Source organism: Magnetospira thiophila, assembly GCF_054657015.1.
The window spans coordinates 1,745,731-1,771,222 of record NZ_BAAHXF010000001.1 but is presented as its reverse complement, the minus strand read 5'-3'; the positions used below and the strand labels follow the sequence as shown (position 1 = coordinate 1,771,222).

Genomic DNA, 25,492 nt, shown 5'->3' with positions numbered 1-25,492 from the left:
GATGACGGCTGCCCCTGGTTTTTCTAGGGGCGTCGCCTGCGGAGAGGTGGGTGAGTGGCTGAAACCAGCGGTTTGCTAAACCGTCGTACTCTGATAAGGGGTACCGGGGGTTCGAATCCCCCCCTCTCCGCCACTCTTTCTAATAATATATTGTTTTTGCAGCGCAAAATTCAGTCATGCCGTTGCAGCCCCACATCTAGCCCCACATCAAGTCGAGGCTTGAAGGTTTATTGGTGCCCTTCGGAATCATATGGAGGCGACCACAGGGGCTGCGACAGCTCTTCCTGATTCGTCCCTCCCCGAGGTGCCAGCGGCTAGATTCGCGCCGCTAAGTCGGCCAGGGGTACCCCCCCGGTCGGACTGGCGATACGGACACCCCCAGGGGGATGAGGCACGCCTCTTTCACTGCGAGGCAATTTTTAGGTCGTGTAAAGTTTTGCTCCCCATAGAGAAACGCCGCCTTCGGCGGCCAAAGGGTAAAAGGGTTAAAACATAAAAGGTAAGCTTTAGGCATGCATGCCTAAAGCGTCCGGGCAAGGCGGAACCCCAGATAGCTGCTACGGACGTCCGGTCGGCCCCTGAAGCGAATGGCCGAGCGGAGGTCCCACGGATGGCTGACCCAGGACCCGCCGCGAAGGACGCGAAAGCAGGAATTATTTCCTTCTATGGCGCTGCCGTCGGTCGGGGTATTGGCGTAGCTGTCTTTGCAATCCTGTACCCATTCCCACACATTGCCGTGCATGTCGTGTACGCCAAAGGGGTTGGCCCGGAAGCTGCCAACCGGTGCTGTCTCCTTGTTATCCCAGCGGCTGCCGCAGTCGTAGCAGTTGGCATTGCCCGATCCGGCGCTGTTGCCCCAACTGTACGTCGTCGTCGTCCCGGCGCGGGCCACATATTCCCATTCAGACTCGCTCAGCAGCCGATAGCGCTGGCCCGTCTTGCGGTTCAGCTTCTCGATGAACGTCTGAGCGTCTTCCCAGGACACCCTCTCAACAGGTTGGTTGCTGCCCTTGAAATAGCTCGGGTTGCTGCCCATCACCGCCTGCCATTCGGCCTGCGTCACCTCGTATTTTCCCACCGCGAACTGGTAGCCAATGTTCACCCGGTGCACCGGCTTCTCGTTATCATCCCCGTCGTTGGAGCCCATCTGGAATGATCCGGACGGGATCACCACCATCTCCGGGCCGCAGAATGCCCCGGAGGGTGCGTAACGTCCTGCCGTCGCCACATAGGCGTTCTCGCAGTCCCGGAACGTGTCGCCAGGCGACAGACTGTGCGCGGGGTCAAGCTGCGGTTCACTGCCCGTCAGGAGATTGCTGTAAACGTAGCCAACCACTCCTGTCGGCAAATCAACCCGGTACCAGTCACCGTCCTCCACAAGCCCGGTGACCCGAACCTCCGAGCGTCCCTCCAGGCGTCCCACATTGGCCCCCTCGGTCGTCGGTTCAACGCGTACGTTTACCGCGCCATTGCCCGACACCCACATCCGGGTGTTTAGACTGGCGACAACGTATTCAGGTTCGGACAGTTCCTTTATCCGCTTCTTGGCCAGATAGGCATAGGTCCCCTTCGGGAACTGGCTTAGATAGGCCTCGAAGTCTGCCTTGTCGCTGCTGTCCTTGATGGCGGTCCAGAACTCAGTATCCCGATCACTTGTCGAGGCTGGTGGCAGCAAGGCCACCTGTGCCGGTTTCGACTGCCCCGGCTTGAAATAAAAGTCGCCCTTCACCGACGAATTGATCCAGGGGTCCTGCTTGCCGTTGGTCTGCGAGGCGACCTGCGCCGCTGTCTTCTTGAAGACGTCTTCCAGCTTCAGGCCGGGTTGATCAAGAACACGCAGCAACTCGCCCGTAAAGACACCGTGCCCGCCCTTGGGCCCATCCAGCGCCACCTGCCCCGGAGCGGCGGAATAAAGGATCGCCGTACCCTTGGCCCCCATACCAGCCGGAGGAACCTCGACAACTAGACCACGAGAGCCGGAGCGCGTCGGGAGTGGATTGTCCCGGCAGGCGTCCAGGATGACGATGTTGAGCGCCGTCCCGGCCCGCATCATCCGGTCCAAGAGCTTACGCACCGGAACGCCGCCCCCGAATTCCAGGTCCGTCTCAGTCTCCACCAGGGCATCGGACGGGATCAGATAGTTGCGCCCATTGGCCTGAATGCCATGCCCGGCATAGAACACCAGCCCCACATCCGCCTTGGCCAGCTTGGCTTCGAACTGGTCGAGGGTGCGGCCCATGTCGCGCAGTTTGACATCCAGCCGGAGAATGGTCTCAAAGCCCAAGGTTTTGAGCTTGGCGTCAACGCCCTGGGCGTCCTTGCGGGCATTGCGCAAGTCCTTCAGGGTGGCATAGCTGTTGTTGCCGATGATCAGCGCCACCCGCTTCTCGGCCAAAGCCGGGGACATGCCGACCAGCAGCCCCAACATAATCAGAAACGCTAGCAACCCCCTGTCCATGATGCCCCCATAGCCCATGACATTATCAGACGAGAACTGAGCATAGCCTACCCGTCTCGAAAGTTGAATACCCTCCGAAATGAGATTACGTGAGCGATTTTTTCATGCCTCAAGCATGCTGGAGCCTGATGCCCCCCAGGGGGGGAGTGAGAGGTGCCTCTCGGAGCGCGGAGGTTTTTTCGGGGCGTGTAGATAGGTCTGGATGGCTACCCAGACCGGACACGCCAGCGGAAATCTCGAATGGCAGCCTCGTGCCAGAAGCGGACTTTCTGAGCACGACTTGGGCACTCCTGCTTTTAGCCAAGAGCGGACATGATGATTGAAATCCGAATTACAGACGGATGATTAACGGGAATATTTGACCGCGAACACGCGTTATTGTTTCATGCATGATGGCGAGAGCATTTACTTCAGGAGAACATCCTTGCCCGTACAAGCACGCGAAGGCAGATGCAAAGAAAGACATCCATTTGCCGCTGCTTTTTTCAATTTCATCATGTTGGGGCTGGGGTATCTAAAGGCGTTCCACTCTGACAGTGAACCTGAAATTTAAGGGCGTACTTCCCGTCCAAATTACAGGTCCGCCCGCCATCAAAAGACATATAGAAGCGCTGTTTGCACCGCTTGTCCGTTTTTTTGCAATCGGTCACCTTGACGCCCAGATACTTTGCTCTGCGAGGTGTCGTTACATCTTTCAGTTCTAGACGCGTCGCAGCATTGCTGACGGTCACGACTTAAACAATTCCGTCAAACTTGTTTTTGTTGCGTGGGTCAACCTTGCTGGTCTGTTGCGTGATGGCAGACTTAATATCGTTTTTGTTCGCAGCCTGGGCATCGGGCGCCAATGCAACACCAAGGACGATCGAGACTGCGAAAAAGGAGTGTATAAACTTCATGATTTTACCTATCTGTTTGTGAGCCGAGATGCTGAGATATCTATTTTCGATTTCGTTATTTGCCTATTTTCTCAACACTAGCAGGAGTGTGCAAAACCTTGCCTTCCAGCATCAATCCCGCGCCTTGCTGACCGTAATATCATTTGAATCACTGCCGCAACAAATCCACGGCCGCCCATCACCATCAACGTCAAACGTACTCACCGAGATGTTGTTGATCTTGTCGAAATCTTTGTTGGTCGCATTCCACTTGTACAGATCAGTGGTCCCATTCTTTTTGGCATAGACCGTGCTGTCGACTTTGCTGATCGCAATACTTGATGCATTGAATGTCGAGTTTCCGGGCTCTTCAAATTTCGATCCCGTCCAGCGCATCACTTGTAAATTGTCGCCCATAATCCAGATGTCATCACCGGGGCCGACCGCAACGTCGCGGACGTTGGTGTATGTGCTGAACCTTTTAAACACTTCCGAATCCGGGGACTTGTAGTAGAGATATCGGTTGCTGTCGCCAATGGAGATAGACACATAAAGTGTGCCATCCGGGCCAAGGTCCATCGCGTTGTAATTCGTAATAGACGAGTGGGGGGTGTATTGTTTTACGACGCCATTCTTTTCACGAAACAGCGTGTCGTCACTATCCCTCACACCCCATATCAAATCTTCGGATTCAACTTCGAAATACTGAAGCAGGTACGCATCGAGCTTTGTGTCAGCATCCACAAATTTTTTGCGACGAGAGTCGTAATATTGAATCTGAGAATACTCACTCGAATCCTGGTTGTAGTTGTAGGCCCAAATCACCCCATCAGGATCCGACTCCACAAGCGCGTCATAAACGGTTTTAAATCCTGTGTCGATCACATCATCAAACTTCATGTTCTTGGAAAACGTGAAGGCCGATGTGCTGGATGAGGACACGGAACTGGTCTCACCACTGCCTGTCGTGTTGCCTGTGGTCGATAAGGCCAGTGAACTATCGTTGGTTTCATCGCGTTCAAAGAACGCCGATGCCAACGCAGTTTTATCTGTGCTCACCACCCAGGGATAACCGTTCGGCCCCACAGCAACCTTCCGCGGTGTGTGACCAGGGGTTTGAATTTTTTCAAACGACGTCGAAGTGGCTTTCAGTCGCATCAAATGATTGTCCGTCGATACAACCCAGATACTGCCATCGGGACCTGCCGCAATGCTGATGGCCTTTTGTGCGTAGACCTTGCACGGGATCGCATCACAGCGTTGCACCAAGTTGTCATCACGGATCGTCCAAGGCGTTCCGTCAGAGGCCACGGCGACAGATGCTCCGCTGCCCTTGATCGGGCTAAAGAACCTTTTGGCGTTGTTCAGTTTGTGAAGCAAGTCGGATGCATCCGCGATGATGACAGAGCCGTCAAACCCAATGGCAATATCAGATGCCGTCACGTTTTGGATTTGCTTCCAGCTTGATCCATCATGGTGAAACACCCGACCCAAGGCAGAGATGCCCCAGGGGTTCCCATCACTGTCCACCGCAATGCGCGCCAAGGTGCCGGGGAAGCTGTCAAAGCGTTCTTTATCGTTGGACCAACGCAATACGTTCCCGCCTGTATCTAAACCAAACACACTGCCATCCGCACCGATGGCAAGTGTCGCCGCACTTTTGCGGGTGTTCACGAAGGTTAGCTTGCCTGTATACGAAGACGTCGAAGAATCGCTGGCACTGCTGACACCCACGGTTGGCACTTCGGTGTTGCCGATATTGCGGCCCGTCGTTTGTTGTGTGCTCCCACCTTTCGCCTGCGGGGTTGAAGCTTGCTCGACCGGAGCATTGGCGTCCTCAGCCTGTGGCGCCGACGGTGTCGGATTGGATGGCTGCGGTACACTGGCTTGGCTGGATGGGGGAACGGGAACACCCGCCACCGCCACCGGGGCCTGAATACCCTTCGCGTGGATTTCTTTGGCTTTGCCTTTTTCCGTTTTGATTTTTTCCGGTGAAACGAGGTGCGCCTTCACCATGATGCGCCCGCCTGTGGACAACGCCCAAGGCTTGCCGTTCGGGGTCGCCGCCACCGCAGAGACGTCTACCACGCCGGGCTCTAAGGTCCACTTGTGACTTTGCGGGCTCCAGACCCGCACCTGACCTTCTGCATCTGCAATCACAGCCGTGCCGTTACCGCCAATAGCAACATCGACAGCCATGCCAGGATAAGACGTCCACTTTTCGCCATCATAAGAGCGAATATGCCCCTGCCCCGTCACGACCCAAGGGTTGCCCGATGCGTCCAGAGCCAAACGCCATGCATCGCCTGAGATTTTGCGCCATTCACTGCGCAACGGGTTCCATTTGTGGATCGTGCCGTCATACTTGGAAATATAGACATTCCCCACAGCGTCGGCCGCAACATCGGCGACATCGGTGTCCTTGTCTTCCCACCAAAGGCCATTATAGCGATACACAACACCATCGCGATTGATTGCCCAGGGACGGTTTCCCTCTGCCGCTGTGATACGCACAAATGTATTCGACATGCGCCGCCAGCGCTGTTCCACAGCATCCCAACGCCAAGGCGTACCCTTGTCGTCCAGGATATACGCCTGACCTTGAGCATTGATGGAGACATCAATAGCCGTTCCCGACAATTGCATCCAGCCACCGACATCTTCAGAAGCTGCGATTTGTGCGCGAATGCTTTGCGTCCACGCCATACACATCACCGCGATCACAAAAATGAACAGCCCGAAATTCCGGCCTTTAAGAAGTGTCATTGTCTGGCTCCCTTGCAGGAACAGTCAGGCCTTAGTTTTTCAACAGGCGATCTTGAACCATGGCAATGTGTTCTTGTGCTTGGGGCAAATCTTGCCAAGCGTTGACGTCCACATCACCCACACGGAATTCTTCAAAGAATTCACGGCCTTGCAACTTGTCGAGAATGCTGTTGAACGTCGGGCGCGGCGTGAACCAATCCCGGTGGCGTTGATTGAGGCGTTCGATATCGCGTTCGAGATCGGACATGTTTTCCAACGTTATTTCCCGATCGGCTTCGGCTTGGCGGGTGTAGTGCGGACGACGCGGCGTCATCAAGATCAGGATGGAGCGTTCAAATTGACGTTGCGTACGTTCCGAGAACAGGTACTTCAGACCCGGAACATCCTGAAGGCCGGGAACACCATCGACCCCCTTTGACGTTTCTTTCTCGCTCAGGCCACCCAAAACAAGCGTTTCGCCAAATTTCATCGTAACCGTCGAGTTAACGTTGGTCTTGGTGGTGTCGAGACGAAATTCAAACACAACTGAGTTCGAAGGGTCAGTCAAGAAGGTTCGTTCCGCCACAACGTGCAAACGCAGCATATCATTGGGCAAAACTTCCGGCGTCACCGCCAGCTTCACACCCACTTCTTTTTGCACCGACACACTGTCACCATTGCCGCCCGAAACGGCAGCTGCGAGAATTTCCGTACCTGAGAAAAATTCAGATGTCTGTCCTGCTTGAGCAACCAAGCTTGGCTTTGCCAAAATTTGGTTGTTGGAATCTAAGGAATTCGCAATGTTCAACGAATAGGTCACAGCCGGAATGCTGATCTGGCGCGTGATGGTCTGGGTGCTTTCGGCCAAACCTGAATCGAGGTTGTCCTTGGTGCGAGTACGTGTGTACCCAAAACCAGCAGCTCCCGACAACGGATCACCAAATTGTAATTGCAAACCGTTAAGTAAGTTGATGCCGCGCGAATCACGGACGTCTTCTTGCGTACCGATCAACACAACGTCAACAACCACCATGGACGGATCCGTGCCGACTGCTGCCGCAGCGTTCTGATCGGTATTCCCAGTGTCATCTCCGCCATAGCTGTTAGAGCTGGACCCGTAAGGGTCGCTGGCGCCATACGGGTCACCGTACTGCGCCATCAAGACCTTGGCATCCGTTTCGTAGAAAGCTTGCCAGCTGTTTACGCGCCGCTCCAGACGGCGCACGAGCTTGTCGTCCGTGGACGCAACGCGGAAGGCATCCATAAACTCTTCCGTACCTTCGCGGTCATCCATCGCGGCCAATACCACGGCCTTCGCTTTAAGGATATCCGGATTGTTCGCCGCCTCAGGATCGATCTCCATCAGCTGCTTCAACGCGCCTTCCGCTGTTTTCGGATCGCGCGCGTAGTATGAAGCCGCAGCCAGGTTATACAAAACCACCGGATCATCAGCACGATGCAATGCCACAGCCGCAAAATACCCCTGCGCCAAGCCGAAGCGGCGCTGGTCCATATACAAAAGCCCCATTTGATAGCGAGCGGAAATGCTGCCTGGGTCAAACTTCAAGGCTTGCTTGTAGCCTTGTTCGGCCAGCTCGAATTTTGCCGTATCCCCAGCGACGCCCATTAGGTGATAGGTCAAGCCGTTAAGAAACTGCAAATCCGGGTTCGTGATGTCCAGTTTGAGCGCAAGGTTGATATAGCGCGATGCTTCCTTAAGGTCGCGCTCCTTCATCGCCTTAATGCTTTGGGCAACCAATTCCTGGATAGCGCTCTTTTGTTTCGCGACGACAGGCGGCGTATCCGCCTTGTCTGTCTGTGCCATTAAAAACGGCCCGCCGTTCAGCCCCGCCGTCTGACAGCCAGAAACCAAAAGGGTCGTCAGCAGCAATGCGCTGCGAAAAGATACCTTAGTCATGCTCTTCAATCACCTTACGTTTTGTATCCAGCACAGCCCCCCATTGGAGACTGCACTTTTAAAATAAATCAACCGCGGGAGGACGACATGTTTTTGTACCAATGGCCACTGCGTCTGCGCTGAACACCTTTCAGGTCAGACTTGTTCGATTTGATATACCCCGGCGTACCGCTCCAATTGCCATTTTCATCCATTTCCAAGGCGATATTCTTTCCACAGGCCTTGGTGTCAAAGACCACTTCGTAGGGGCAGATCAATGTCATTGTTCAAGCTTGCGTGGGCTTGAAGTAGAGTGCTTACCCATAGCTCATCCAGAGATATTTGGGATTGAGTACGACACAAACAAAAAACCCATAATCCATTGAGTTATATTTTTTTGTTGGCTGCGGGGCGCGCGGTGGGATGGACAAATGGGGCCACCCCAAAGGGCAGCCCCATATCCTTACTTGCCGTATATCTGGATGATTTTCGCCTTGATCTGTGCTTCTGATGCCGTCGGCATAACGCGTTTGAAGCCTTGAACCATGCTATCGCGTTGATTGGCCGAGAACTTCAGAGACGACATAGCGTTGTTCCAATTCATATCAGACCCGGGAACGGATTGCAGATCTGGAATGGAGTTGAGGATAAAGGCCGATTTGCCGCCGTAGTTTTTGTTTTTGTAGACAATCGCACCACCTTTCGGACATGCCCCGCGTTCGACCTTCACAGAGGACACACTGTTGTTCAGCGTCGCACTGAAGCTACCGGCCTTGCCGGTGATACATTGTTTTTCACCGTTGTAATTCTTGTCCTTATACAGGCAGATCTGGCACAGCGTCGCCGGGTCCACAGGCTTGGGCTGCGTCGGTGCCATAGCTTGTTGGACGTTTTCCATCACCTGCGCTTTAAGCTGGGTATAATTCGGCGCAAACCGTACAGATGACAGCGCATCGTTCCAGTTTTGAGAGCCACGCTTCAAGGCCTTCAAATCCCGATAGGAGCGCGTGATTTCCTGCGTTTTCCCACCATAGTTTTTGGTGCCAAAGATCACGGCCCCACCGTCGGAACAACCACCTTTCTCCAAACGGATCGAGGATATCTTGTTGTTGAAGCCTGACGGAACCGTCGGGCTATCCTTGGTGACACAAACCTTTTGACCTTGATAGTTCGCGTCCTCATACATGCACAGGCGGCACGATTTGGTGGTGTCGTAATGGTGCAGCTTTGCCGAGGACGCAACATTGTTGGCCGGGCCTTTCAAGTTCATCATGTCTTGACCGAAGATGCGAATAACTTTGCCGTTGAAATTGGGCTTGGTGTAAATCTCCAATTCCATCGCATCATTTTTCTGACACGCGTCACGGATGACTTGGACCGAGCTGGCTTTGTTGTTGAAGTCATAAAATTCACCAGCGATGCGATAGCGGCCCATGTCGGGAATGTTGTCGTTCACGCACATGTATTCGCCCTTGTGGTCGGCGCGATCATACATGCAAACGCGACAGCCACCTGAAGCCGGAACTTCATATGGGTTCTTCCCATCTGCGGCGAAATACAAAGACGATGCCGTATTGCGCACCCCTTTACCCAAGTCAGCAACGCTTGATGTCACTTCGGTCACGCCGGAGCCGTTTGCCTTGCGCACATAGTTGTTTTTGCGATAGAGCCAAGCGCCCGCACTCGGACAATCCTTCGTGTTCATTTGAACCGATGTGATTTTATCGCGCATGCCCACAGTGCTCAGCTTGTTGAGGCCACCCGTCGTCATGCAATATTTTGCACCTTGATAATTGGCTTTGGTGAACACACAAACCTCACACTTCGGCGCATCGTCGTCGATGAAGGCCACGGCCATCGCCGCATCGTTCCAGTCTTTTTTCTTGCCCAGATTGAAAGCACTCAAATCGCCGATGCTGGAACGCAGGTATTTGCGATCACCTTTATACTTCGTCCCCGTGTAAAGCACGGCATACGAATTCGGGCAGTTCGATTGGTCCAACGCGACCGATGAGATTTTCTTGTTCATCTTGATCGTTTTGCCATTCGACGGAGCAGCAGTAAGGTTGGAAATGCCCTTATTGGTACACACCATGTCACCTTTAAATCCTGCATCGGAATAGAAGCACGCTTTACAGCCATCCGCCGGATTGACGTAACCCGCAATGCTGGGCGAAGACGAAGCCGTGGATTTGGTGAAGAAGTGTTCGAACTGCATGTTCCCTTCACGGGTTCCCAATAAGGTTGTCACCGATATCCGGCCACTTTTTTTCCAGGCCAGCAATTGTTTCATCACCTTGTCCGCATTGGCCTGTTGGATCACGACTTTGGTGCCCAGAACGGCCGCTACCACGGCACCGACGACCACGAGCACCGGAGCCACAATTATACCCGTAACCACTGCCGACGTTGAGCCAGCCGACGCGAGAGCTGCTGACGTCGCCGCGGAAATTTCCGCAGCGGTTGCAGACGCCATTGCCGATGATGCGCCAGATGCGGCCAAGGTCGCCATGGCCGCATTGGCTTGAGCCGCTGCAGCTGCCAACACCGCACTCGAAGTACTTGCAATGGTCGAAGAGGCCGTCGCCGCCGTGCCAATCACTGCACCCAAAGCCGCCGCCGAGGCACCCGCTGTGATCGCTGCGCCCATGTATTCCGTATAATCCGGGGGGGCTGAGCCGATGTTGAAAACACCTTCCATCGCGGTGCCGGGTTTTTCGCGCTGTTCGCGTTCATATTCTTCTTTTTTTGCAACAGCAGCATCGATCATACGCACGTATTGTTCACGCAAATACCCATCGAAGGCCGTCAAATAGCGTTGCTCGAGTTTTGTCCGTTGGCTTTGGGGTTTGAGTGCGATAGCTTTCAGCGCATTGAACATGCGCAACTTCACGCCCAGGGCGGTATCCGGATTGCCCTCCAAGGCCTGAATATGAACTTTGACGTACTGATCTGCGAAAGACCCTTGGCCGCCCGTTCCGTCGTTGATTGTGTAGGTCAGTTCCATGCCGTTTGCACTCGTCGACGTCCCCGAGCGGACCCCGGTGTTTTCCAAGGGGATTTCAGGCCCGCCTTTTGCTTTGGCAAGGGACCAAAGGAACACAGCTTCGCGGAACAGAATGTCACTTAACAACTCACGCGCCCCATCGAGACCGAGCAATCCCGGCTCTTGCGTCCGTGCCCGACCATCGAAACCTTGCTGGATTTGCAAGCGGTCGACCTGCTCAAGGGATCGCTTGATGGCATCCAAAGATAATGAGTCCAATACGCCAAGTGCCGTTTTGCGGTCTTCGCTGACCCAGCACATTCGAACAGCTGCTTCGGTCAAAATGGATGGAAGTTTGTTGCCAAGCTTCTTGGCTTTGCGTTCAACATCGGAGACACATCGCTCAATTTTTCGCGTATCGATTTTATCTGATTTGGCCGCAGCAAATGCGGGGACCGTAGACACAAAAACCATATTCAGGACGGCAAACAACATAAAATAACGCGCAACTGAGTGAAACATCTCTTCCTCGGGGGGCTTTAGGCATGGAAACCTAAGGATAACGACGCTAAAGATGTATAAAAAGTGCGTCTTATATATCTTGCTCGTGCTTTCTATATCCAGAAACGTCGAAATGCCGAATGATCCAAGTTTTATGCCTGCTCAACCAATGATACGATAAATTTCCGGCCTGAAATTTTTCATAGTTATATCAGACTATCTTGCAGGCCATTGCAAAACCCATATAAAATGTAGAAATTGTTTTGACTGCCAAATGTTTTAAGCCTGGGGGGCTAGACAGATGGATGCGCGTCTTCCCACGACGAACACCCCTTCGTTTCTCAATTTTTCCAACTGGCTCATGAGCGAGACAGATGTTGAGGCCGACGACTTAATCGAAAGCCGGACTATTGAAATAGATGAAGAGAATTGGTCCGGGGAAACCTCAACACATTTCATCAACAACGACATCCAATTTCTGGTTTTAAAAAGCGAAATCAAGAACGACTTTGAACTCACGTTCCCCAATGAGCGCACGCCCGGTTATTTTTCGAATTTTTATGTCGAGTGCGGTGAGCCGATGCTCAATTTCATCGGCTCTGCGCCGACCCGCTATACCCCGCACCTCGGCGTGATGTACTGCCCTGATGCGGGAACACATGATGGACAATACAAAGGCGGAAGTGCCATCAATGTCTTGGACGTGAAAGCGCCACTGGATCTGATTGACGCAACGCTTGAAGGTCCGAGCTCGCCGGAAATTCAGGCCATGATGGCAGAAGATTTCTCCCAACAGCCCCTTCAGAAGTTTCGCATAAATCAAGAGATGCACCACCTCATCCGCAGTGCGGTCCATTCGGAATTGCAAGGGACACTTCGTACGCTTCAGCTTGAAGGCATTGCCATTCAACTTCTCGCGCTTCAGCTGCATGCCGTAAACGAAACAAGTGTATCTGTGAACTGCACCTCAAAGCTCACCCAAAAAGACAGAGGGAAGATCGAAGAAGTCCGTGAGTTTTTGCTGAGCGATTTGCGCAGCCCCCCTTCCCTCAGTGAAATGGCGCAAAGCGTCGGCTTATCGGAAAAGAAACTCACCCTGGGGTTCAAGGCGCTTTATCACATGACGCCGTTTGAACTTTTGAAGTCCCAACGATTGGAAGTTGCAAGACAGGCCCTGAACGAAGACGTGCCCCTAAAACAAATTTCGCATCGCGTGGGCTATCGTCACGTCACAAACTTTATCAAAGCCTTTACGAAACACTTTGGCAAACCGCCCAGGCAATATGACCTAAGATAGGTGCGACAGAAAGGAACACCGCGCCTACGTCCGCTTAGGGTCACAAGCAGCCCTATGGAAATCTGTCAGCCAAAGTCCGTTGAGGAGCAAAAGCACGTATCCAGAGGTCGGCGGTTGAGTGTCGGCTCCACCTCCGAGTCCGGTCATCACCGTGGCGGTAGCCACATCCTTCGACCGGCATGCTCGGAGCCCCACAAACGCTCTCTCCGCCACCCCAAGCGCCGGAGGGCCTGACCTACCTGCTGGGCATGAGGGCGATCCCTGTAGCGGCCCTGGAGCCGCAGGAGGAGTTCCTCCATATTCCAAGGCCGGTTGGCCTGGGCGGGAGACAGGGTGGCCATGAGCGCCACGATTTGCTGGTCGAGGGGTGGGGGCGGAGATTGTGGATCAACAGGACCCGACTGTTTTCGTTCGCGGTTTGCCTCTTCCACGAGAGAGTGCAGTTCCTGCATGTAACGTTTGAGCATCGTGTCACCTAACCTTTACCGAATGCGCAGTCCCGCTCACACGCCGGCCTGATAATTCCAGGGGAGCAAGTCCTTGATGTGATTTTGCTTATGGCCGTTGACGATGGCTTTCAGCGTATGCTCGATGTAGGCGAAGGGGTTGATGCCGTTCAGCTTACAGGTTTCGATGAGCGAGGCGATCGCCGCCCAGTTTTCGGCGCCCGCGTCATGACCGGCGAAGAGAGCATTCTTGCGATTAAGGGTGATGGGCCGGATTGTCCGCTCGACGGTATTGGAATCCATTTCGACGCGACCGTCGGATAGGAACCGGCAGAGCCCTTCGAAGTGCTTGGCAATATACGTCAAGGCTTCGCCAAGCAGTGATTTTGCCGAGACCCGGCTGCGCTGTTCGGCGATCCAGGTTTCAAAGGCTTTGACCAAGGGTGCGGAGCGTTCCTGGCGAACGGCGAGCCGGTCTTCGGGCGACCGACCGCGGATTTCATCTTCGATTTTGTAGAGTGCCGCAATCTGTTTCAGGCCCTCCCCGGCGATGGGCGATGTTCCCGTTTTAACCAGTTTATAGAGTTTGCGCCGGGCGTGGGCCCAGCAATAGGCCAGCCAGATCGCCGGATCGAGCCGTCCGGGCTTGATCAACCGGTTATAGCCGGTATAGCCGTCCACCTGGAGAATGCCGCCGAACCCGTCCAGGATATCCTCGGCATGTTTGCCACCGCGCCCCGGCGCATAGGTAAACACCACGCCAGGAGGATCGTCACCGCCCCAAGGCCGATCATCACGGGCCAGGGCCCAGAAGTAACCGGTTTTGGTCTTGCCCCTTCCCGGGTCCAGGACCGGTGCCGGGGTTTCGTCCATGAACAGTTTCGTCGAACCCTTCAAGTCCGTCAGCAGAGCATCGACCACGGGTTTAAGAACGAAAGCCGCCTTGCCCACCCAGCCCGCCAGGGTCGAACGATCCAGATCGATCCCTTGCCGGGCATAAATCTGGGCCTGGCGATAGAGCGGCGCGTGATCCGCGTACTTGGAAACGATGACATGGGCCACCAGGCTTTCCGTCGGCAACCCACCCTCAATCAGACGTGCCGGAGCGGGGGCCTGGACGATCCCTTCCTCGCAGACCCGGCAGGCATATTTGGGACGCCGGGTGATGATCACACGGAACTGCGCCGGAATGACATCGAGCCGTTCGGACACATCCTCGCCGATGACGTGGCGCTCGGTGCCGCAGCACGCGCAGGTCACATCATCGGGTTTGATGACTTCCTCAATCCGCTCCAGATGTTTGGGCAGATTGCCCCGATTGGTCTGGCGTGGTTTCTTCGTTGACTTTGATGAGGGCGTGTTCGAAGCCTCGCCCGCAGCCTGAACCTCGGCAATTCCGGTCTCGATATCCTCCAGCGCCAGTTCCAGTTGATCCCGGGCTATTCTTTCCGACTTGGCGCCGAACAGGGCATGTTTGAACGCCTTGACCAGCTTCTCCAGCCGCGTATTGATGACGTGCTGGGAACGGATGATGGCCTTCAAGGCCTCGACATCGTCGGGCAGGTCCGCTTCGGATAGGCCGCTTTCCGGCTCGCTTTCAGGCGCGTTCAACATGGCTGGAATCTAGCAGAAACCATGGCCTTATGCATTATAAAACATGCATTTTCTGGGTCAGGCCACCGTCGGCGAAGACCCTTCCAGGGGCCGAACCTTGCGCCAATCCAAGCCCGCAAAAAGGGCCTCGAATTGCACCGCAGACAGGGCCATCACCCCGTCTTTTATCCCGGGCCAGACAAAGGTTTGATCCTCAAGCCGCTTGTAGGTCATCACCAGGCCGCTGCCGTCGAAGTGGAGAAGTTTCAAACGGTCCGCCCGCTTGGCCCGGAACACGAAAACCATGCCGGTGAACGGATCGCGTCTCATGGCGTTGAAGACATAGGCCGCCAGCCCATCATGGCCTTTACGGAAGTCCACGGGACGGGTCGCCACCACGATCCGCACGCCCTCGGAAGAAAACATCATCGCTCCCGTCCCAAGGCTGTAACGATCTCCGCCAAGCGATCCGCCGAGGTCGAAGCGTCAATCCGGATCGTCACCGGGCCGACAATCATATCCAAAGTCGATGCCGGTTCCGGCGGGCTTTCTTCACGCACAATGACAGAGGCAAATGCCGGGGTGAGTGCAGGCGCCACCATGGCCATATCACCTTCGGCCGCCGGCAGAACCAGACGACCCTCCCGCGCCCGCCGCCGCCAATCCGAAAGGTGATTGGCTCTCAGACCATGGCGTTTGGCAACGCCATTTACGCTCGCGCCAGAAACCAAGGTCTGTGCAACAATCCGTGCCTTCACGTCGTCGGGCCACCGGCGCCGACCACCCGGCTCCGTAACAAACTGAGAAACGACAGTGGACTCCGTATGTAGCGCCGAACCTTCCGGCATAGAAAACCTCCCTCGAAAAATACGAGGCAAGATTATCGCCGCTTCTCATTGGAAAAAATAGGTGGGGTCAAAATGGCGCTTACCCTTTACCCTGTCTCTGCTATAGTGCTTCGTCGTGCCATCTTCGGCCCGCAAGGTGGCGATGTAACTTTTCATCATAACTTTCCACCTTTCGACTGGTGGCGGCCCGACCGAGGCTGGGGGGTGCGCGCTTTGCGCGGTTTTTGGCCTATTTATTGAAACTCTCTATAGGAGGTCTCTATAGGAGAATTTCTATAAACACCCCAATATCCGCGCAAAGCGCGCAACTTTACACAGGCGAACGAGCCGCTCGCCTCCCATCATTGTTAAGTTCCAGGCCAGCGATGTTGCGCCGTCCGGCGTCCGTCCCATGACCACGCTCGGATAACTTACGGGTGAAGCGCGATTGAGCGAGAGGTTGGTGGCCATGGCCCTGCGCCCAAAGGCGATACGCACCATACAAATCACCCTTTGGCGTCGCAGCGCCCGCGACGATGTTGCAGTGGTCAGTGAGCCACTCACCGATGATGTCCTGATCGGTGCGGTAGGCATCCGTCGCAGTTGTGATCGATGCGGGGACCGCGAGCCCATTCGCCCGGTAATCATGCAGTCCGGCAAGTGCCCAGTTCAGGATGCCACTCCCCTCGCTCTTGAGCTTTTCCAGCAGGTTCGGGTCCTGGGCATGATCCGGGATGATCTGCTCGAATGGGATCAACAACATCCGCCGCCACATGCCGTGGCCCATATCCCGCACCTCGGGCATGTGGTTGCCGATCATCACCAACTTATGAGTCGGTTGGAACGTGATATCCTCCTTGCCGTACGGCACGCGTCCGCTCAGCGTGTCCCCGCCGGTCAGTTCCTTCACCCTTGCCTCGGCAAGGCGGCGCCCCTCCTCGACTTCGTTACAGTAGACCAGCCGCCGCCCTTTTAGGCTGACGATATCGGGCGATGGCCCTTGCGGGCTGCGCTGGTGTTGCATGAGCATTTCCGTCGCGATCCTCTTCGAGTAGTCACCCAGCAACCAAGCCATCACCTCGATAAAAGTGGTCTTGCCATTCGCGCCGAGGCCGTAGAAGAACGTGAGTTTCTGCGGGTTCGACTCCCCGCACAGCCATATCCCGGCCAACTGCTGAAGAAGGCGCTGTACATCAACATCTGGTTGGACCGTGGCTAGGAACCGATCAAAACGCGGACACTGCGCCGCCGGGTCATGTGAGGCAGGTAACCGTTTCGATACCAGCGTCGTCGGCAGGATAGGATTCAGTTGCCCTGCCCGGAGGTCAAGAACGCCGTTCTGCACACCCAGTACCCACGGGTCGGCATCGAAGGATGTGAGGCTAGCACTCATGCCCGGCTCGCTCTTGGCGAGTTCGATCATTGCTTGAATACGCTGGAGGGTGCTGCTGTTCTGGGCATGCTTGAGCAGAGATCCCCCCCTGGTGCTGTGCGGGTCGGCCGCAAGCAGGGATGCTGCCTTTGCGGAGATGCTTGCCACCACCGCCTTAGCCGCAGTATCAGCCGCACCGATTGGCGCCTTCGTCCACCCCGCATGAGTGAACTGCAGAACATCATGGGTTTCTTGGATAAAAAGGAGGCGGTCACGATTGGCCTCAGCAAAGAGCCGAGCATTGAGGATATCCTTAGCCTCGACGGAACCCTGCCCCCCCTGTTGGGGATCGACCCACCCCCTCTGCTTTGCATAATGGAAAAGGGTTCCGGGACCGATGCCTCCGTTGGGTTTGATAGAGTTCCACAACTTGTCGAACTCGACCGGATCGAACTTGGTGGCCAACGTTCTCATCGTATCTCTCCCGCACTCCATGCGCGCGCCAAGTCCTTGGCACATGACCAGCCAAGTGAATGGATGGCGAAGCAGATATCACGCCAAAGGGGGCGCTCGCAGTCCGGGTCGATGGCAGCCAGTGCGGACTTCACCCTGGCCATATTCTCGGATGTCTCCGGCATGGGCACTGCTTGGTGAGTGGCGCCCTGGAGATTCTTGCCGGGCCGTTTACCGTTAGTGCAGTGGCCCACATAAGCCGAGCCGATGAGCGCGCTCAGCTGGTCGAAAGGCGTAAGCGCCCCCTCGATTAGCTGCGAAACCTCCGCGCCTCCGCGCTCTGGCTTATGATTGTGGCTCCCGGGTGGGCGGAGGACACTGGCGACGTCCGTAGTCCGGGAATCATCCGCGAGGAACCGAATGGCCTGACACCTTGTTAAAGCCTTCAGCTGGTGCGCCACTGGGTCCCATTCTTCCTTGGTGATCGCCTCCGTGAGGGTCCAGTATACATGGAGCCCGCCCCCGCTATTGACCACCCAGGGCCTGGGGAGGCCTACGGTCTGGACGAAATCCTGCAACGCGACAGCCGCATCCCGGATCGTCACGTACCCCTTCCCGGATGCCGCCTTGTCAGCCCCGCAGTCGATGTCGAGCCAGAATGCCTTAACCGACTTCACGTTCTCCTGCGTCCGCTGCCGCCTCTTGCCTTGGCCATCGACATGGGAGGCCGCCTTGAAGGCTGCACAGGCATGATAGACGTCGCTCCCCTGGGCATCGTACTGCCGAGCGATTTGTTCCATCTCCTCGATGGAGAGGCAGGCGATATTGCGGAACCCGGTCTGGGTTTTCACTCCCACGAAGAAAACGCCATCGGCGGGGAGGATCGTAGTTAGGAAAGTTTGCATCACTGGTCCCTACCCTCAAACTTTTCTGCAAGCCAAGCTTGGACCTCGGCCTCTTTCCATGCTGTAATGCGTCCGGTCTCAGAAAGCTTGTAAGGTGCGGGAAATGCCCCGCTGGCTACCATGCGGTAGACCTGGGCGCGACTGATCCCCGTAAGGTGAAGAACCTCCGCGAGGCGTAATGCGCGGCGTTTCTGGTGTTGATGATGCATGAGGACCTCCTGGACTGTTTGAGCCCATGATACGCATTCCTCAAAAGGCGGCAGGTTGGCCTGTCCGTTTAATTTCTTGGGAAGTCCCTGAAATAGCGCCGGATGGTCTTCTGGTTGAGTCCCTCCTTGCGGGCGATTATGCCCGCTGCCCCACGTTTCCCCCATATATCTCTGTATTTTTCTCTAAGGCTTTCCGCTCTTTCAGCCTTTTCCTCATTGCGGTTTGCGTTCGCCCCCAACTCTCGGTCCTGGGTAATCTGACAAATGTCCCCCTCGTCATCGACATGGAATATCCCTCCGTTGTAGAGCTTCACTGGCAGTGCTTCAGCTAACCGGTCTGAAGCCTCCGAAGGGTTCTCCATGCGCTGCCTGACATGCTCCGGAGGGTTCTCCAAGGCACGACGTATCGCATCACCTTGCTGTTCACGCTCTTTCCTCTTTTTTGTCGGCATCAAGCAGCCCCTTTACCAAACGCAACGACCTTGCCGTCTTCTGTCGCCACACCGCACACATGATCCGCCCATGCGTCCATCATAGGTCGCCGCTGCTCTAGCAGATCCGTATGATGGTATGCAGCCTCAGTTTGGTTGGTGATCGTATGGGCCAAGGCTCTTTCCGCCCAATCACGAGGATATCCGTTTTCCGATGCCCAGTTCCTAAAGCTGGACCGGAACCCGTGAGCCGTGGCGATGCGTCCGGGAGTATCGCTGGCGACCTGCTTATCCCGAAGAAACTTCGTAAGGACCATATCCGTCGGAACTTTGTTAGTCGGGGAGGGGAATACGAGGGTTTCGTGCTTACCTTCCTGGAGGCTGAGGATTTCCATTGCCCGATTAGATAGTGGAACACGATGCTCGACCTTCGCTTTCATGCGGGATGCTGGGATGATCCACACAGCCTTTTCCAGGTCAACCTCCTCCCATGTCATTGCACGCACCTCTCCCGACCGGGCGGCAGTCAGGATGAGAAATTCAAGCATCAGACGGCTAAGATTAGGCTTTCCGGTCCGGAGAACTGATCCAACGAAAGAAGGAACCTCTTTCCACTGAATAGAGGGCTGGTGCGTGACCCGTTCCCGCTTACCAGGCTGCTTCGGCAACAGTCTCGACACCACCCCTACCGGATTGGCTCCAATAATTTCCTGCGCTACGCACCAGTCCATCACCGCTGAGCACCGTTGCTTGACACGTGAGGCGGTTTCCGGCTTGTCCAACCATATGGGCTGCAAAGTACTAGCGAAGTCCTGAGCCCTTAGCTCTCTGACCTTACGCTTGCCAATCTTAGGGATTACATACTCCTCCAGTGTTCCTAGCCACTGGGCTGCATGCTTCCCGTTTTTCCAGCCAGCTTTGAGATCGTCATGAACCCGCCGAGCGGCAACCTCGAAGGTCATGGCTTGTACCTCATCCTTCTGAGCGGCCCGAGCCGCCTCGCGGTCATTGATGGGGTCAATGCCTTTTCTGATCTGGTCTCGTGCTCGGGTTGCTGCAGTACGTGCATCCGCAATACCGACATCAGGATAGGAGCCGAACCCCATCTCGCGGCGGGCAGCTTTCTGTGGCTGCCCGGAAATCGTTTCCGTCGGTGACACGTAGCGGAGCAACCACTTTCCCTGTCCCTTGGCCTTCCCAGGATGGAGTCTAAGCCCCGCCACTTTGTCGTCGGCCAACGGCTTGTCGCCCGGCTTCATGTTCCGTGCTTTGAGATCAGTTAGCGCCATATCAGCCCCACATTCAGCCCCACACAAAAACAGAGCTTATATCAGACTGCATGAGACGCCTTGCGTCAATTACCTTTTTATATAAACAAGTTATGGAGATGCTGAAACTTCATGAGACCATATTAGACAAAAAAATGGCAGACCCCCTCTCCGCCAAATCTTTTCCCCTTAGATTCCCGAGAGCCTTTAGATTCTAAGGGTTTTTGCAGGAGAGGCGCATACCCAAAATCAAGGGGTGTATCGCGGACAGAACATAAACCTGCGAATCCAAGCAAAGAAAAAGCGGCTGCCGGTGTCCCGGGCAACCGCCTAATGCCTACCGCCCTATTCATTAACCTTAGACCACCCAATCGCGGAGTCCGATGGACATGATCTTCCATGGTTTGTCGACAAGGCGGTTCCAAGCATCGCAGCATGCCTCGACGATGGCGTCATAGCTGTCGAAGACCCTGTTGGAAAGCCAGTTCTGGCGCATGTACTGCCAGATATTCTCGACCGGATTGAGCTCCGGCGAGCGGGGCGGCAGGAAAATCGGGCTGATGTTTCGTGGCATTTTCAGTTCTCCCGTGGTGTGCCATCCGGCCCGGGCCATGAGCAGCACGGCATGAGCGCCGGGGGCGACGGCGCGGCTGATCTCGCCGAGATGCCGCTGCGTGCCCTTCTTCGCCCACTGATAGACCAGGCCGCTCTTCTGGCCGACCCGGGCCTCGTCCTGGAACCAGACCTCGACCGGCGTATCGGCGGGAAGATGGCCTACCGCCGCCGCCAGCGTCCGGGGGAAGTTTTGTTAAAATCCGCGATCGTCTCCGCTTTCTGGGCCGCCGTCAACCGCCCCTTCGGGCCGCCCGCCCAGCGGTCGAGCAGTCCGTCCGGGCCGTCGATGTTGAACCGATGCACCCAGTCGCGCAGCGTCTGACGGTCCATCCCCCCGACCCGGGCCGCGGCCTCCCGATCCATGCCGTCATAGACCGCCGCGATCGATAGCAAACGCCGCACCTGCAAAGCATCCTTCGAACGCCCGGCCAGCGCCCGCACCGACCCCGCGTCATAATCCTCCCGCAACCGGATCGCATGCCACATCCCATACCTTCCCTCGATGGTCAGGGTATCGAAACACACTATTTCTCGTTTGGGAATCCCCCGCGCGAGTCACTGCGTCGGGCCATTGGTATTATGTTGGATTGGATATATATCTCAAGAGGGTATCGTGTTTTGGTTGTTTTCTGTGAATACCCGTACTATTTCGCTTCACCCTGGCCCATACCACGTTCCCCTTCCCGCGCCGTGACGTTGCAGGTGTCTGTCGCGCGTGAGGGCTTTCAAATGGTCCTTGACCGTGTTGCGGCTGGCCCCCGTGATCTCCGTCCCCTCGGCCACCGTGACCCGGCCCCGATTGGCGACGATATCAAGGATCTGAATAGACAGCGGCGGAAGCTTTTCGAGCAGGATGCGCTCGCGCTTGATCTTGTCCTCCAGCCTGCGTTTCTGGGTGCGGAGAGCCCCCAGGAAATAGTCCAGCCAAGGCTGCCAGTCGGGCGCATCCGTGCGCAGTGTCCCCTGGGTCCGACGCAGGGAGCGGTAATACTGGTCCTTGGTCTGCTCGATCACGCTTTCCAGCGAAGCGAAGGGGACATACCCGTACCCGGCGCGCAGCAGCAACAACGTGGTCAGCACCCTCGACAATCGCCCGTTGCCGTCCTGGAAGGGATGGACGGCGAGGAAGACGACCACGAACACGGCGATCACGATCAGCGGATGCAATTCGCCCTGTTCCAGCAGAGCGCGCGTCCGGGCGATCAGGGCCTCCATCTGGGCCGGAGTCTCGAAGGGCGAAGCGGTCTCGAACACGACGCCCATGCTTTTGCCGTCCGGACCGAAGGCCTCGACATGGTTGGGCAGCGTCTTGTACGCGCCCCGATGCCGTTCGTCCTTGGCGGCATATTGCAGAAGATCGCGGTGAAGCTGCTTAACGTGGTTCTCACTGAGCGCAATGTCGGCATGGCTGGCGAATACCGTTTCCATGACGGCGGCATAGCCCGCGACTTCCTGTTCGTCGCGGCTGGCGAAGGCGGCGATGTCGATGGCGGACAACAGCCGGTCCACCTCCCGGTCGGACAGGCGCGCGCCTTCGATGCGGGTGGAGGAGCCGATGCTTTCGATGGTGGCGACGTGGCGCAGACCGTCAAGCCGCTCGGGGGCGAGCCGCCCGAGCGCCGCCCATGCGCCCTTGAACTCGTCGATCTCGGCGATGGTCTTCAGGATCGCGGGCGTGATTTTGATCGTGTCTGTCTTGAGGAGGTCATCCATTCATTCATCCAATTTCCTCCGTTTAGCATGGCACGATTCCCGCCGTTCTTCCATCCAATTCCATCCATTTGTGCAGATATCCACAGGATGGATGCTCCCAGGTTCGCTCCAGGTAGAGAGGGATGCAACGGGAGAGCGCAGCGTCTCCCGTGCCAAGCTGGCGTTGTAGTACAACGCACATCTTGCGCGGAGCGGCAACAGTAGGCTTCGGTACATTCTACATTGTGATTTTGGCTGTGTGGGTTGGTCACAACGGGTCACCTGCGGGTCATCCCCGGCCTTGCCAAATCGGTCAGCCAGACCTCACATGTCGTTTGGCACCGTGTCCGCTACTGGAGTTCCTGCTTGAGCGCGTGTAACCGGCCCTGAATTATCGGTCTTCTTCCCGTAATCTTGCCACAAGGGTTGCCACAATCGTGTCAACCTGATTGTCGATTGATACGGTGACGCTTGGTTCGTCGGATTCAGGACGCTCCAGATCGGCAAGTTGGCTGGAGAGAAGGCTCGGTGGCATGTAATGGTCGGCCCGGGCGCGCATTCGGGCATGGATCGTTTCGCGGTCGCCATCAAGCAGGACCAGGACCAGCGGATGCCCCACATTGTCACGGAGGTAATTGCGGTAGGTGCGCTTCAACGCGGAACAGGTGGCGATGACGCCACCGCTGTCTCCCGCCGCTTTGCGCATGGCTCGGCTGAGCGCCCTCAGCCAGGGCCAGCGGTCCTCGTCGGTCAGGGGGATTCCCCGGGACATTTTTTTGACGTTGGCTTCCGGGTGGAAATCGTCAGCATCAAGAAACGGCAAGCCCAACTCATCGGCAAGAGCCTTGCCAACCGTTGATTTCCCTGACCCCGAGACGCCCATGACAATGACGATGGGGCGGTTGTCAAAGTGAAACTGTGATACCGCCATCGACATAGAGGATGTGCCCGTTGACAAAATTCGAAGCGGGTGCACTGAGGAACACACAGGCGCCGACCAATTCTTCCACTTCGCCCCAGCGGCCGGCTGGTGTTCGAGCACTCAGCCAGGCAGTGAATTTTTCGTCCGCCACGAGGGGGGAGGTCAACTCCGTCTTGAAGTAGCCGGGTGCCAGCCCGTTTACCTGCAATCCGTATTTGGCCCAATCTGTGGCCATTCCCTTGGTCAGATTTGCCACGGCCCCCTTGGAGGTAGTGTAAGGCGCGATGGAGGGCCTGGCCAAGGCGGTCTGGACGGAACAGATGTTGACGATCTTGCCTGTCTTGCGCGCAATCATGTGCTTGGCCACCGCCTGACCAACGTAAAACACCGAATTGATGTTCAAGCGCATCATGAAGTCAAAGCGTTCGGCCGGGAATTCCTCAAGCGGCGCACGGAACTGCATACCCGCGTTATTGACCAGTATGTCGATAGAGCCGGTTTCAGCCTCGAAACGGTCAATGGCATCGGCAGTTTGCGCGGCATCAGTCACATCGAATCCCAACTCGTTGACCTTGACGCCCTCGGCGCGCAGGGTCTTGGCGGCGGCGGCAAGCCGATCCGCATCAATGTCGTTGAGGATAATTTCCGCCCCGGCCTGTGAAAGTCCCCGGGCCAATGCGAACCCTATGCCCTGGCCCGAACCGGTCACCAGGGCACGCTGTCCGGTGAGATCGAAAAGTTTGTTGCCGATCACGATTTCTCCTTTCGCAGGTTCGGATGAAGAATCGACTTGCATTTAAAAATGTTAGCGCTAACATTAGTCCAGGACGGTGGGTATTGTCAAGCGCAGTTGAGAGCCGATCTGTCCGGCTCGCCGCAAATCGTTCGACAATCCATGGGCCACCGAACAGCAGGGCCGTGTCCAATCCCCCCCTGCTCAGTAAAGGACAATGCAATGAAATCTGTCGTATGCCATGGCCCCAAGGACCTGAGAATTGAGGAGGTTGCCACACCGACCGTTTCAGCGGGTCAGGTATTGGTCAACATCGCCGCCGGTGGCATCTGCGGCTCCGATCTTCACTATTACAACCACGGTGGATTCGGGGCCATTCGTATCCGTGAACCGATGATTCTCGGGCACGAGGTGGCGGGTCATGTCGCCGCCCTGGGCGATGGTGTGGAAGGGTTGTCGGTGGGGGATCTGGTGGCGCTCAACCCCAGCCGTCCTTGCGGCACGTGCGAATACTGCCGAAAGGCCATGTATAACCAGTGCCTGGACATGCGTTACTATGGGAGCGCCATGCGTTTCCCCCATGTCCAGGGAGCTTTCAGTCAATCCCTGGTCGCCGAGGCCGGGCAATGCGTCAAGGTTCCTGATGGGGCCAACCCTCAGGAGGCAGCCTTCGCAGAGCCTCTGTCCGTCGCCCTGGCTGCGGTGCGCAAGGCGGGCAATCTCATGGGCAAGACAGTGCTCGTCACGGGCACAGGCCCGATCGGTGCCTTGGTGGTGGCGGTTGCAAAGGTTCATGGTGCCTTGCGGGTTGTCGCCACGGACGTGGTCGACGAAGCCTTGGCACGGGCTCGGGCGGTCGGGGCCGATCAGACCATCAATGTGGCCACGCACGCCAATAACCTGCAAGAATTTGAGGCCGGAAAGGGCACTTTTGATGTGGTGATTGAGGCCTCGGGCAACGAAGCCGCCTTGAATTCCGCCATAAATGTGATCCGTCCGCGCGGTCATCTGATTCTGCTTGGCCTGGGCGGGGACGTCACGTTGGCGCTCAACAAATTGGTGGCCAAGGAAATTCAGATGAGCGGCAACTTCCGCTTCCACGAAGAATTTGAATGGGCGGTCAAACTCATCGGCGAGAAACGGATTCCTTTGGCGCCGCTTCTGACCGGCGTCTATCCGATTGATGAAGCGGTCGCCGCTTTCGAAGCGGCGAATGACCGCCGGTCGGCGATGAAGGTTCAACTTTCATTTGGGTCGTAATTTGAGT

At 56.2% G+C, this 25,492-nt stretch carries 17 protein-coding genes, 1 tRNA gene and 1 pseudogene; 3 read left to right on the top strand and 16 right to left on the bottom strand.

Features of this window, described 5'->3' with window-relative positions; genetic code table 11:
- The first annotated feature begins 40 nt into the window (after positions 1-40).
- Positions 41-133, top strand: a tRNA-Ser gene (locus ACYQ1P_RS08495).
- Between the two features lie 387 nt (positions 134-520).
- Here the strand turns inward: ACYQ1P_RS08495 and ACYQ1P_RS08490 are convergent.
- The 4 genes from ACYQ1P_RS08490 to ACYQ1P_RS08475 form a co-directional block, all read right to left on the bottom strand.
- On the bottom strand, positions 521-2,458 hold the full coding sequence (locus ACYQ1P_RS08490) for an SUMF1/EgtB/PvdO family nonheme iron enzyme (protein ID WP_460019908.1): 1,938 nt from the start codon (positions 2,456-2,458) through the stop codon (positions 521-523).
- A 1,007-nt stretch (positions 2,459-3,465) separates the two neighbouring features.
- Complete coding sequence (locus ACYQ1P_RS08485; RefSeq protein WP_460019907.1) at positions 3,466-6,099, bottom strand: NHL repeat-containing protein; 2,634 nt, start codon at positions 6,097-6,099, stop codon at positions 3,466-3,468.
- A 31-nt stretch (positions 6,100-6,130) separates the two neighbouring features.
- Complete coding sequence (locus ACYQ1P_RS08480; RefSeq protein WP_460019906.1) at positions 6,131-7,996, bottom strand: hypothetical protein; 1,866 nt, start codon at positions 7,994-7,996, stop codon at positions 6,131-6,133.
- Positions 7,997-8,438: 442 nt separating this feature from the next.
- On the bottom strand, positions 8,439-11,456 hold the full coding sequence (locus ACYQ1P_RS08475; RefSeq protein ID WP_460019905.1) for a peptidase inhibitor family I36 protein: 3,018 nt from the start codon (positions 11,454-11,456) through the stop codon (positions 8,439-8,441).
- Between the two features lie 307 nt (positions 11,457-11,763).
- Here ACYQ1P_RS08475 and ACYQ1P_RS08470 point away from each other — a divergent pair, with 307 nt between their 5' ends.
- Entirely contained in the window at positions 11,764-12,759 is a 996-nt protein-coding gene (locus ACYQ1P_RS08470) for a helix-turn-helix transcriptional regulator (RefSeq protein WP_460019904.1), read from the top strand.
- A 503-nt stretch (positions 12,760-13,262) separates the two neighbouring features.
- On the opposite strand, the gene tnpC is transcribed toward ACYQ1P_RS08470, so the two are convergent.
- From tnpC to ACYQ1P_RS08410, 12 genes and pseudogenes are all read right to left on the bottom strand, one after another.
- On the bottom strand, positions 13,263-14,819 hold the full coding sequence (gene tnpC / locus ACYQ1P_RS08465) for an IS66 family transposase (protein WP_460019128.1): 1,557 nt from the start codon (positions 14,817-14,819) through the stop codon (positions 13,263-13,265).
- Between the two features lie 57 nt (positions 14,820-14,876).
- Positions 14,877-15,227: an IS66 family insertion sequence element accessory protein TnpB gene (gene tnpB, locus ACYQ1P_RS08460; RefSeq protein ID WP_460019126.1), complete on the bottom strand. Its 351-nt coding sequence runs from the start codon at positions 15,225-15,227 to the stop codon at positions 14,877-14,879.
- Positions 15,224-15,646: an IS66-like element accessory protein TnpA gene (gene tnpA, locus ACYQ1P_RS08455; RefSeq protein ID WP_460019129.1), complete on the bottom strand. Its 423-nt coding sequence runs from the start codon at positions 15,644-15,646 to the stop codon at positions 15,224-15,226. The genes tnpB and tnpA overlap by 4 nt, the downstream gene beginning before the upstream one ends.
- 310 nt (positions 15,647-15,956) lie before the next feature.
- Positions 15,957-17,471 (bottom strand): phage/plasmid primase, P4 family, encoded by a 1,515-nt coding sequence (locus ACYQ1P_RS08450; RefSeq protein WP_460019903.1) that lies wholly within the window; start codon positions 17,469-17,471, stop codon positions 15,957-15,959.
- On the bottom strand, positions 17,468-18,358 hold the full coding sequence (locus tag ACYQ1P_RS08445; RefSeq protein WP_460019902.1) for a hypothetical protein: 891 nt from the start codon (positions 18,356-18,358) through the stop codon (positions 17,468-17,470). Before ACYQ1P_RS08445 ends, ACYQ1P_RS08450 begins: the two co-directional genes overlap by 4 nt.
- Positions 18,355-18,564 (bottom strand): helix-turn-helix transcriptional regulator, encoded by a 210-nt coding sequence (locus tag ACYQ1P_RS08440; RefSeq protein ID WP_460019901.1) that lies wholly within the window; start codon positions 18,562-18,564, stop codon positions 18,355-18,357. Before ACYQ1P_RS08440 ends, ACYQ1P_RS08445 begins: the two co-directional genes overlap by 4 nt.
- 68 nt (positions 18,565-18,632) lie before the next feature.
- The gene (locus ACYQ1P_RS08435) at positions 18,633-19,016 is read right to left on the bottom strand and encodes a hypothetical protein (protein WP_460019900.1); all 384 of its coding nucleotides are present in this window, start codon (positions 19,014-19,016) and stop codon (positions 18,633-18,635) included.
- On the bottom strand, positions 19,016-20,284 hold the full coding sequence (locus ACYQ1P_RS08430; protein WP_460019899.1) for a tyrosine-type recombinase/integrase: 1,269 nt from the start codon (positions 20,282-20,284) through the stop codon (positions 19,016-19,018). The genes ACYQ1P_RS08435 and ACYQ1P_RS08430 overlap by 1 nt, the downstream gene beginning before the upstream one ends.
- A 337-nt stretch (positions 20,285-20,621) precedes the next feature.
- A pseudogene (locus tag ACYQ1P_RS08425) lies at positions 20,622-21,364 on the bottom strand (transposase).
- Positions 21,365-21,532: 168 nt separating this feature from the next.
- Positions 21,533-22,591, bottom strand: a complete 1,059-nt coding sequence (locus tag ACYQ1P_RS08420; protein WP_460019898.1) for a Fic family protein — start codon at positions 22,589-22,591, stop codon at positions 21,533-21,535.
- A gap of 370 nt (positions 22,592-22,961) precedes the next feature.
- A complete protein-coding gene (locus ACYQ1P_RS08415; protein ID WP_460020147.1) occupies positions 22,962-23,453 on the bottom strand; it encodes a gluconokinase in 492 nt (163 codons plus the stop codon).
- A gap of 22 nt (positions 23,454-23,475) precedes the next feature.
- On the bottom strand, positions 23,476-24,246 hold the full coding sequence (locus tag ACYQ1P_RS08410) for an SDR family oxidoreductase (protein ID WP_460019897.1): 771 nt from the start codon (positions 24,244-24,246) through the stop codon (positions 23,476-23,478).
- A 201-nt stretch (positions 24,247-24,447) separates the two neighbouring features.
- Between ACYQ1P_RS08410 and ACYQ1P_RS08405 the strand changes: the two genes are divergently transcribed.
- Positions 24,448-25,485: an L-idonate 5-dehydrogenase gene (locus tag ACYQ1P_RS08405; RefSeq protein WP_460019896.1), complete on the top strand. Its 1,038-nt coding sequence runs from the start codon at positions 24,448-24,450 to the stop codon at positions 25,483-25,485.
- Positions 25,486-25,492 lie beyond the last annotated feature (7 nt).

Coding starts and splice junctions, on each gene's coding strand:
- ACYQ1P_RS08490 (WP_460019908.1), bottom strand. CDS start 2,458: ATGGACAGGGGGTTGCTAGCGTTTCTGATTATGTTGGGGCTGCTGGTC.
- ACYQ1P_RS08485 (WP_460019907.1), bottom strand. CDS start 6,099: ATGACACTTCTTAAAGGCCGGAATTTCGGGCTGTTCATTTTTGTGATC.
- ACYQ1P_RS08480 (WP_460019906.1), bottom strand. CDS start 7,996: ATGACTAAGGTATCTTTTCGCAGCGCATTGCTGCTGACGACCCTTTTG.
- ACYQ1P_RS08475 (WP_460019905.1), bottom strand. CDS start 11,456: ATGTTGTTTGCCGTCCTGAATATGGTTTTTGTGTCTACGGTCCCCGCA.
- ACYQ1P_RS08470 (WP_460019904.1), top strand. CDS start 11,764: ATGGATGCGCGTCTTCCCACGACGAACACCCCTTCGTTTCTCAATTTT.
- tnpC (WP_460019128.1), bottom strand. CDS start 14,819: ATGTTGAACGCGCCTGAAAGCGAGCCGGAAAGCGGCCTATCCGAAGCG.
- tnpB (WP_460019126.1), bottom strand. CDS start 15,227: ATGATGTTTTCTTCCGAGGGCGTGCGGATCGTGGTGGCGACCCGTCCC.
- tnpA (WP_460019129.1), bottom strand. CDS start 15,646: ATGCCGGAAGGTTCGGCGCTACATACGGAGTCCACTGTCGTTTCTCAG.
- ACYQ1P_RS08450 (WP_460019903.1), bottom strand. CDS start 17,471: ATGAGAACGTTGGCCACCAAGTTCGATCCGGTCGAGTTCGACAAGTTG.
- ACYQ1P_RS08440 (WP_460019901.1), bottom strand. CDS start 18,564: ATGCATCATCAACACCAGAAACGCCGCGCATTACGCCTCGCGGAGGTT.
- ACYQ1P_RS08435 (WP_460019900.1), bottom strand. CDS start 19,016: ATGCCGACAAAAAAGAGGAAAGAGCGTGAACAGCAAGGTGATGCGATA.
- ACYQ1P_RS08430 (WP_460019899.1), bottom strand. CDS start 20,284: ATGGCGCTAACTGATCTCAAAGCACGGAACATGAAGCCGGGCGACAAG.
- ACYQ1P_RS08420 (WP_460019898.1), bottom strand. CDS start 22,591: ATGGATGACCTCCTCAAGACAGACACGATCAAAATCACGCCCGCGATC.
- ACYQ1P_RS08415 (WP_460020147.1), bottom strand. CDS start 23,453: ATGGGCGTCTCGGGGTCAGGGAAATCAACGGTTGGCAAGGCTCTTGCC.
- ACYQ1P_RS08405 (WP_460019896.1), top strand. CDS start 24,448: ATGAAATCTGTCGTATGCCATGGCCCCAAGGACCTGAGAATTGAGGAG.